The sequence below is a fragment of the Brevibacterium moorei genome, from assembly GCF_024580735.1.
GTDB lineage: Bacteria > Actinomycetota > Actinomycetes > Actinomycetales > Brevibacteriaceae > Brevibacterium > Brevibacterium moorei.
The window spans coordinates 200,620-208,894 of the sequence record NZ_JANIJX010000003.1 but is presented as its reverse complement, the minus strand read 5'-3'; the positions used below and the strand labels follow the sequence as shown (position 1 = coordinate 208,894).

Sequence of the window (8,275 nt, the reverse complement as noted above, 5' to 3'; positions counted from 1 at the left end):
CCAACCGACAAAACTTTCCACCCCAGTCCATGCGGACCGGGGTCGTATCCGGTATTAGACCCAGTTTCCCGGGCTTATCCCGAAGTCAGGGGCAGGTTACTCACGTGTTACTCACCCGTTCGCCACTAATCCATGACACAAGTGCCACTTCATCGTTCGACTTGCATGTGTTAAGCACGCCGCCAGCGTTCGTCCTGAGCCAGGATCAAACTCTCCACAAAAAAATGCTTGTGATCAAGCGATCCCAACCGAAAAGAACAGACTGACGAGAAAGAGAACAACACCGGAAACCAGCATCGTCCTCTCATATCATCCATCATTATTATTTTCAGCCAGAAAATATGTACTACTTAGTTCTGGCATCACGAAAAAAACTATTCAAGTACGCTATTGAGTTCTCAAACAACAGGCACACACCCACCCGTGAAACACACGACCACACTCGGCCACCATGATTCCCGGTGAAGGGATGCTCAACTTCTTGTTCATCGCCGCCTAGAACGTGTTCCCTGCGAACCGCTGGGCCGTCCTGGCGACAAGAGAAAACATTACACGACCCGCAACCGGCCCGCAAACCGGGCGGGCATGACCCTGATCACATACCCTGGTGGGCATGCCACAGACGAACCACCACCCCGACCTCCCGCCCACGCTGCAGGCGGCCCTCGCCGCCTCCCCTACTCCCTTGGTCCTCGATGGAGCATCGGGGACCCACCTGCAGGACATGGGGGTCGATGTGTCCGGTGATCTGTGGTCGGCCGCCATCCTGGCCACGGAACCGGAGCTCGTCTCCACCATGCATCGCGACTATCTACAGGCCGGCGCCAGGATCGTCGAATCCCTGGCCTACCAGGCCTCGGTTCCGGCATTCGTGCGCGCCGGCTATTCCACTGCGCGCGCCCAAGAGCTCATGGCCTCTTCCTGGTATCTAGCGCAGAACGCGACCCAGGACTATACGCGTAGCACCGGCATCCAGACCTGGGCCGCCTCCGCGCTGGGCCCCTATGGTGTCCACCTGGCCGACGGCTCCGAGTACTCCGGCGCATACTCCATTGAGCGCGGCGCGCTCTATTCCTATCACCGAGATCGCGCAGCCCTCCTGTACGAGGCGGGTTGCAGACTATTCGCCTGGGAGACCATTCCCCGGGTCGACGAGGCCCTGCTCATCGCCGATGTCATGTCCGCGTACCCATCAGCGCGGTGGTGGCTCAGCTGCAGCAGCGGGCCGATTTTGCCAGATGGCGGGGACTTGACCGAGCTCACCCGGCGGCTGGCGCGTGTCGCCAATCCCCCGATTGCCGTGGGTGTCAACTGCTGCAGTGCCGATTCCGTGGAGCCGGCACTGCTGGCCGTTGACACCGCGGGGCTGCCCGGCATCTGCTACCCCAACTCGGGTCATGTCTATTCCGCCGCAACCCAGACGTGGAGTGGCGATGGCTCCGATGATGTCGATCTGGCCGTCCATGCCAGGGCCTGGACAGCGGCGGGAGCCCGCATCATCGGCGGCTGCTGCCGCACCACTCCCGAGGACATCCGGGCGCTGGCGGCGGCGATTCAGGCCGGTTCGGGCAGCGGTGCGGTCAACGACTCGTAGTCATTGCGAACATTGCCGACGGCCGGATCCACCCGATACCGCAGGATCCGCTCCGGATCGAAACCGTCGATCAACCCCGCGAGCGCAGCGGAAGCTGCGTCGCCGGCCATGCTGGGTTCGATCCAGGTGTCCACTTGTCCCCGGTCCAGCATGATGGGCATCCGGTCATGGACTTCTGCCAGGTGACCGCGGGCGGGGCACGTCATGATGGTCGTCGAAACGAGCCAGTCACCGTAGACGGCAGGGTCGCCCTCTCCGGTGCGTTCACCGTCTGACAGCCGCTTGAACTCGTAGAGCCCCGCCATGAACAACCAGTCGTCGTCTGCCGCATGCATCAGCCATGGCTGTTTTAACGTCCGGGCCTTCGATGCAGCGGTTCCGGTTTCCCCCAGTTCCGCGAGCGCCTGCCATTCGTAGTATCCATTGACGGCGACCACACAGCGCCGGGCGGCGAAGGCCGCGCGGAACATCGGTTTGCTCGCCACGGTCTCCACCCTGGCATTGAAGGCGCGGAAGCCGATTTTGACGTCCTTGGCCCAGCCGGGCACCAGACCCCAACGGGCCGAGCGGATCTGGGTGGACAGTTCCCCGTCCTCGTTCGGTCGGCTGACGATGATCGGCAGGACGGCGCCGGGCGGAACGTTGTAGCGCGGCCGTGCGGCATAGGCCTCGTAGACGGCGCCGAGGTCGGCGGCGAGATCCCTCGGGTCCGCCTGCATGTTCAAACGTCCGCACATGTCTCATATCGTGCCACGCCCACTGCAGCCCGTCACTCCACGGCCTCGCAGAACACGCATATCCGTTCCACACTCGGGTTCCCACCGACCGGCGCCCTCGGATTCAATACTCGGATTTAATACACTGAGGCCCATGGCAGAGGAGACGGATCCGATCGCGGAGTCCCGCAGGCAATGGCTGGCCCACGGATGGGATGATGCGGCCGATGGAATGACCCTGGTCATCTCCATCATGCGCACCCAACAGCTGTTCCAGGCCCGCATCGACGCGGTGCTCAAACCCCTGCAGTTGACCTTCGCCCGGTTCGAGGTGCTGGCACTGTTGTCGTTCACGCGCAGGGGCAGCCTGCCGATGAACAAGATCACGCAGAGGTTGCAGGTCCATGCCACCTCGACGACGAATTCTGTGGACCGGCTGGAGGCCGCCGCCCTGGCCCGCCGGCAGCCGCATCCCACGGACGGGCGCACCACCTTGGTGGAGATCACCCCGGCCGGGCGCGAACTGGTCGCCCGTGCCGCTGCTGCGCTGAACGCCGAGGTCTTCGCGCGCCCTGGTGCCGGCCCGGAGGAAGTCGCGGCCCTGCTCGATTCGCTGGCACTCCTGCGTTCCGGGCTCGAGGCCGAGCGCGCCTGAAGGCGGCTCCTCCGGTCCGCCGGTGGCAGCGTCGCCCGTCCCGTCCGGGGCGTATCCAGGCACACCAGCCTATTACTTGGACGTCCTAGTGTTCTGTTAGTCTGTAGTCCAGACCACAGCGGTGTGGTCGGCCAGATGATCGGAGGACCTCCATGGCACACAGCAGCGCGGCGGCCCGCCCGTTCGGGTTGGACGAGGACCAACTCGAGCTCGCGGCCATGTGCCGCCAATTCGCAGACGAACAGCTCGCACCCCATGCACTGGAATGGGACGCCGCACACCACTTCCCCATCGACGCCATCAAAGCGACGGCAGAGTTGGGCATGGGCGGGATCTACGCAGACGAGGATTACGGCGGCTCGGGCCTGGGACGGATGGACGCGGTCGTCGTGTTCGAAGCCCTGTCGACCGCGGACCCGGCGGTCGCCTCGTACATCTCCATCCACAATATGGCTACGTGGATGGTCTCCCGCTACGGTTCCCCCGAACAGAAGGAGAAGTGGCTGACGCGCCTGACGTCCTTCGAAGCCCTGGCCAGCTACTGCCTGACCGAGCCGAATGCGGGTTCGGATGCCGCCGCGATCGCCTCGACCGCCCGGCGCGACGGTGAGCACTACGTGCTCAACGGCACCAAGCAGTTCATCTCCGGAGCGGGCGAAACCGATGTCTACCTCCTCATGGCCCGCACCGGACAGGCCGGGGCCCGCGGCATCTCCAGCTTCCTCATCGACCGCGACACCCCCGGGCTGTCCTTCGGCGCCAATGAGAAGAAGATGGGCTGGCGGGCCCAGCCGACCCGGCAGGTCTACCTGGAGAACGTGCGCGTGCCGGTGGCCAACCGACTCGGCGAGGAGGGGCAGGGCTTCAAGATCGCGATGAGCGGATTGGACGGCGGCCGGCTCAACATCGGTGCCTGTTCCCTGGGCGGGGCGCAGGCCGCGCTCGAACAGGCGGTGGCATATTTGGGCGAGCGCCAGGCGTTCGGCCAGGACCTGACACAGTTCCAGGCGCTGCGTTTCGAGGTCGCCCAGCTGCAGGCAGACCTCGAGGCCGCAAGGTCCCTGCTGTGGCGGGCCGCCCGGGCCTATGACGCAGGCGATCCCGACACCTCCCTGCTGTCGGCCATGGCCAAGCTCAAGGCGACGGATACGGGCTTCGACGTGGCCAACCGGGCGCTGCAGCTACTGGGCGGCTACGGGTACCTCCAGGAGTACGGGATCGAGAAGATCGTCCGCGATCTGAGAGTGCACCAGATCCTCGAGGGCACCAATGAAATCATGAAAGTGATCATTTCCCGCAAAAGCACAGGAGTAGGTTGATGAGCAACGAAGCCACACCACCGGTCGATCCCACCGTCATCACAACGGTACGGGGCCGGCTGGGCCACATCGAACTCAATCGTCCGCGCGCGATCAACGCGCTGAACGAGGAGATGGTCCACCTGGTGGACGAGGCCCTGCGCGCCTGGGCGACCGATGCCGCAGTCGATGCCGTACTGATCACCGGCGCCGGCGAACGCGGACTGTGCGCCGGTGGCGACATCAAGGCCGTCCACGCGGCCATCACGCAGGGCACCAGAGGCGCGCTGGACTTCTTCTCCAAGGAGTACCGGATGAACGACCTGATCGCGACCTATCCCAAGCCCTATATCGCAATCATGGATGGCATCACGATGGGCGGCGGCGTGGGAATCTCCGCCCACGGAAGTGTGCGCATCGTCAGCGATTCGACGAAGATCGCGATGCCGGAGACGGGCATCGGACTGTTCCCCGATGTGGGCGCGACCTATCTGCTGGCCCGCATGCCCCACCGGATCGGCATCTACATGGGCCTGTCGAGCGAGTCGATCGGTGCAGCCGACGCTGTGGCCTATGGCCTGGCCGACTACTATGTGCCGGCCGAGCGCCTGGCCGAACTCCAGGAAGCCCTGGCCGCCGATGCCTCCGAGGCGACCGTGCGCCGCTTCGCCGCGGAACCGGGCGCCCCTGCCCTGGCAGGCGACCTCGAGTGGATCGACGCCGCCTTCGCGCACGATACCGCCGCCGAGGTCGTGACGGCTCTGCGCTCCCGCCCCGAGCCCCGCGCGCAGGAGGCGGCCGCGGCGATCGCCGCCAAGTCCCCCCGTTCGGTCGAACTGACCCTGCGGATGATCCGGAGTGCAGCTGACATGGACCTGCACGATGTACTGGAACGCGATCTGCGGGTGGCGCTGAACCTGGGCGAGCACCCCGATCTGGTCGAGGGCATCCGCGCGCAGGTCATCGACAAGGACCGCAACCCCTCCTGGAACCCCGCGACCCTGGAGGCCGTGGATCCCGCCGAGATCGATTCCATCCTGACCGACGAACACGAACAGAAGGTCTTCGCATGAGCACCTATGAAACCATCCTGACCGAATCGGGCGAGGGCATCGCGACCATCACGCTGAACCGCCCTGAGGCGCTCAACGCGCTGAACAATCAGATCCTGGCCGAGGTCACCACCGCCGCGGCCGCCTTCGACGCGGACCCGGAGGTCTCGGCGATCATCATCACCGGTGCGGGCCGCGCCTTCGCCGCCGGTGCGGACATCAAGGAAATGGCGGACCTGGGCTTCTCCAAGGCATTCGTCAACGACTGGTTCGCCGGCTGGCAGCGCTTGACCGATGTACGCAAACCCGTGATCGCCGCCGTCAACGGATTCGCCCTGGGTGGCGGGTGCGAGCTGGCGATGATGTGCGACATCCTCATCGCCAGCACCAAGGCGAAGTTCGGCCAGCCGGAGATCAACCTGGGCGTGCTGCCCGGGATGGGAGGCTCCCAGCGCTTGACCCGCGCGATCGGCAAGGCCAAGGCGATGGACCTGTGCCTGACCGGGCGGATGATCGACGCGGCCGAGGCCGAGCGCTCCGGCTTGGCGGCTCGGGTGACCGAGCCCGATGACCTGTTGGCGACCGCCAGGGAGGTCGCCGGGACGATCGCCGCCAAATCGCAGATAGCCTCGGCGATGGTCAAGGAGGCCGTCAACGTCGCCTTCGAGACCAGCCTGCAGGTGGGCTTGGACTATGAGCGCCGACTGTTCCACTCCTCGCTGGCCACTGCCGACCAAACCGAGGGTATGGCAGCGTTCGTCGAGAAGCGCGAGGCGCACTTCACGAACAACTGACACGGGTCCGTTTCGGAGGACCGGCTGGGGCGGGTCCGGATGCGCTTCCGGGCCCGCTCTTCCTTCACACGAAAAACAGTCAGATTGGACTGTATACCCTGAAAGTGGACTACAGTAAGACTGAACGAACGATCATGCAGCCCAAAGGAGACGCTCATGGCCCTACCCGAAATCCTCGACGGCAGGCTTTCCCTGCCCGTGATCTGCTCCCCCATGTTCATCGCATCGGGGCCCGAACTGGTCAAGGCCCAGTGCCAGGCCGGACTCGTCGGCTCCTTCCCCACCCTCAATGCGCGCCCGCAGGAGGCCCTGGCCGACTGGCTCGACGACATCTCGGAGTCGAATGCCGCCTATGCCGCGGCCAATCCGGGTGTACCCGTGGCGCCGTTCGCCACGAACCTCATCGTGCACAAGACCAATAACCGGCTCGAACACGACCTGGGCGTCGTCGTCGACCACAAGGTGCCGATCGTCATCACCTCCCTGGGCGCCAGGGAAGACGTCAACGCGGCCGTCCACTCCTATGGCGGCATCGTCTTACACGACGTCATCAACAACCGCTTCGCCCACAAGGCCGTCGAAAAGGGAGCCGACGGCCTCATCGCCGTGGCCGCCGGCGCAGGCGGGCACGCGGGCGCCCAGTCCCCCTTCGCCCTGCTCCAGGAGATCCGCAGCTGGTTCGACGGGACCATCGCCCTGTCCGGCGCGATCGGCCACGGCCGCTCCATCCTGGCAGCCCTGGCCGCCGGCGCGGACGCCGCCTATATGGGCTCGGCGTTCCTGTCCACCCCCGAGGCGAACGTCGTCGAGGGCTACCGCGACATGGTCGTGTCCTCCGGCGCCGAGGACATCGTCTACTCCAACCTGTTCACCGGGGTGCACGGGAACTACCTGCGCGGCTCGATCAGCCAGGCGGGGCTGAACCCTGACGACCTCCCGCAGTCCGATCCCACCCAGATGACCTTCGCCACCGGGGCCGACGGCAAGACCGCGCCCAAGGCCTGGAAGGAGATCTGGGGTTCGGGCCAGGGCATCGGCGCGATTACCGAATCGCGTCCGGTGGCCGAACTGGCAGCCGAACTGAGCGGCCAGTTCGCAGCCGCCCGCGCCGAGCTGGAGACGAAGCTTAACCGCTGGTGAGGCTCCGAGCTCGTTCCACGGGGCCGGGGCCCTGGCCTCAGCCGAGGACCAGGGCCCTTATGACCTCTCCCAGGGACCGCATATAGTCCTCGACCCCGACGCGGTGATCGACCGCTGAGGCATGCCAGTTCGCCCCCACCGCATAGCTCACGGTGCGGGCCGGCCCTTCCACCAGGCCGACGTCGACCCTGATCTGGGAGTCGCTGCCCGTCTTGTGGCGGACCAGCAGGGAACCGTCCGCCTCGATATGTGCCAAGGGGTCGATATGGAATCCCCCTGCCACCATCGACACATCTGTATCGGCTGCCAGATAGCGCAAAACCCGCGCGGACACCTCCGGGGAGACCACAGCGCCGTCCTGCAGCAGCCGCATGAGCCGCGAGAGTTCCCCCGCCGTGCCATAGGACGGGGTCCACGGCAGCTCAGGGGTCCTGGCGTCGCGGATGAAATCCAGCAGCGAGGTCTGCTCCAGTCCCAGCGCCGGCGCCACCGCCTGCACCGCTTCGAGCCCGCAGCGGGCCAGCAGCCCGTTGGTCGCCAGATTGTCACTCACCGCGCCCACCAGCAGGCAGGCGTCGTCGAGCGTGATCGCCCGGTCGCGGAACAGGTAGAGCAGGCCGGAATCTGCGACCTCGTGTTCGGCGGGCACCTGGAGCCGGTCGGCCGGGTCCAGGCGGCCGTCGTGGAACCGGGTGCAGACCTCGATGAGCAGGAAGATCTTGCCCACGCTGGCGGTCCGCAGTGTCCGGTCCCGGTCGTGGGCGAACAAATTGTGGTCCGGCTGTGGGCGGGCGGGTGAAGGCCTGTCGGGCGCAGGCCGATCCGGTGATGTCCGATAGGCAGGGGCCCGCTCGGCGACTTCGTCGATGCTGATGGACCACTCCAGACCCGAAGCGTCAGGAGGAACGGGGAAGGTCGGATTCGAGGGCATATCCGCATGCTATTCGGTTCGCCTCGCCCGCGCCCGCCGAGTCCGGCCCGCACACAGCCCTTGACCCCGCCGGCCGACTGTGGTTTATTGACCTC

Annotated in this window: 8 protein-coding genes and 1 rRNA gene; 6 read left to right on the top strand and 3 right to left on the bottom strand. The window is 65.7% G+C overall.

From position 1 onward, the window contains the following. A 16S ribosomal RNA gene (locus tag NQ034_RS03895) occupies window positions 1-221 on the bottom strand; the annotation flags it as partial. Between the two features lie 392 nt (window positions 222-613). On the opposite strand from NQ034_RS03895, the gene mmuM reads away from it, so the two are divergent. Next, window positions 614-1,594 (top strand): homocysteine S-methyltransferase, encoded by a 981-nt coding sequence (mmuM, locus tag NQ034_RS03890; protein WP_257047123.1) that lies wholly within the window; start codon window positions 614-616, stop codon window positions 1,592-1,594. On the opposite strand, the gene NQ034_RS03885 is transcribed toward mmuM, so the two are convergent. Then, entirely contained in the window at window positions 1,555-2,331 is a 777-nt protein-coding gene (locus NQ034_RS03885; RefSeq protein ID WP_257047122.1) for an SOS response-associated peptidase, read from the bottom strand. The two genes, mmuM and NQ034_RS03885, sit on opposite strands and share 40 nt — an antisense overlap. 133 nt (window positions 2,332-2,464) lie before the next feature. On the opposite strand from NQ034_RS03885, the gene NQ034_RS03880 reads away from it, so the two are divergent. From NQ034_RS03880 to NQ034_RS03860, 5 genes are all read left to right on the top strand, one after another. Then, complete coding sequence (locus NQ034_RS03880) at window positions 2,465-2,965, top strand: MarR family winged helix-turn-helix transcriptional regulator (protein WP_257047121.1); 501 nt, start codon at window positions 2,465-2,467, stop codon at window positions 2,963-2,965. Between the two features lie 152 nt (window positions 2,966-3,117). After that, window positions 3,118-4,284 carry an acyl-CoA dehydrogenase family protein gene (locus NQ034_RS03875; protein WP_257047120.1) on the top strand — a complete coding sequence of 389 codons (1,167 nt, stop codon included), beginning with the start codon at window positions 3,118-3,120 and terminating at the stop codon, window positions 4,282-4,284. Further along, on the top strand, window positions 4,284-5,336 hold the full coding sequence (locus NQ034_RS03870; RefSeq protein WP_257047119.1) for an enoyl-CoA hydratase/isomerase family protein: 1,053 nt from the start codon (window positions 4,284-4,286) through the stop codon (window positions 5,334-5,336). The genes NQ034_RS03875 and NQ034_RS03870 overlap by 1 nt, the downstream gene beginning before the upstream one ends. Then, the gene (locus tag NQ034_RS03865; RefSeq protein WP_257047118.1) at window positions 5,333-6,109 is read left to right on the top strand and encodes an enoyl-CoA hydratase; all 777 of its coding nucleotides are present in this window, start codon (window positions 5,333-5,335) and stop codon (window positions 6,107-6,109) included. Before NQ034_RS03870 ends, NQ034_RS03865 begins: the two co-directional genes overlap by 4 nt. Before the next feature lie 156 nt (window positions 6,110-6,265). Further along, entirely contained in the window at window positions 6,266-7,249 is a 984-nt protein-coding gene (locus NQ034_RS03860; RefSeq protein ID WP_257047117.1) for an NAD(P)H-dependent flavin oxidoreductase, read from the top strand. Window positions 7,250-7,286: 37 nt separating this feature from the next. Here NQ034_RS03860 and NQ034_RS03855 read toward each other — a convergent pair whose 3' ends face one another. Continuing rightward, the gene (locus NQ034_RS03855; RefSeq protein ID WP_257047116.1) at window positions 7,287-8,180 is read right to left on the bottom strand and encodes a serine hydrolase; all 894 of its coding nucleotides are present in this window, start codon (window positions 8,178-8,180) and stop codon (window positions 7,287-7,289) included. Window positions 8,181-8,275: the final 95 nt, after the last annotated feature.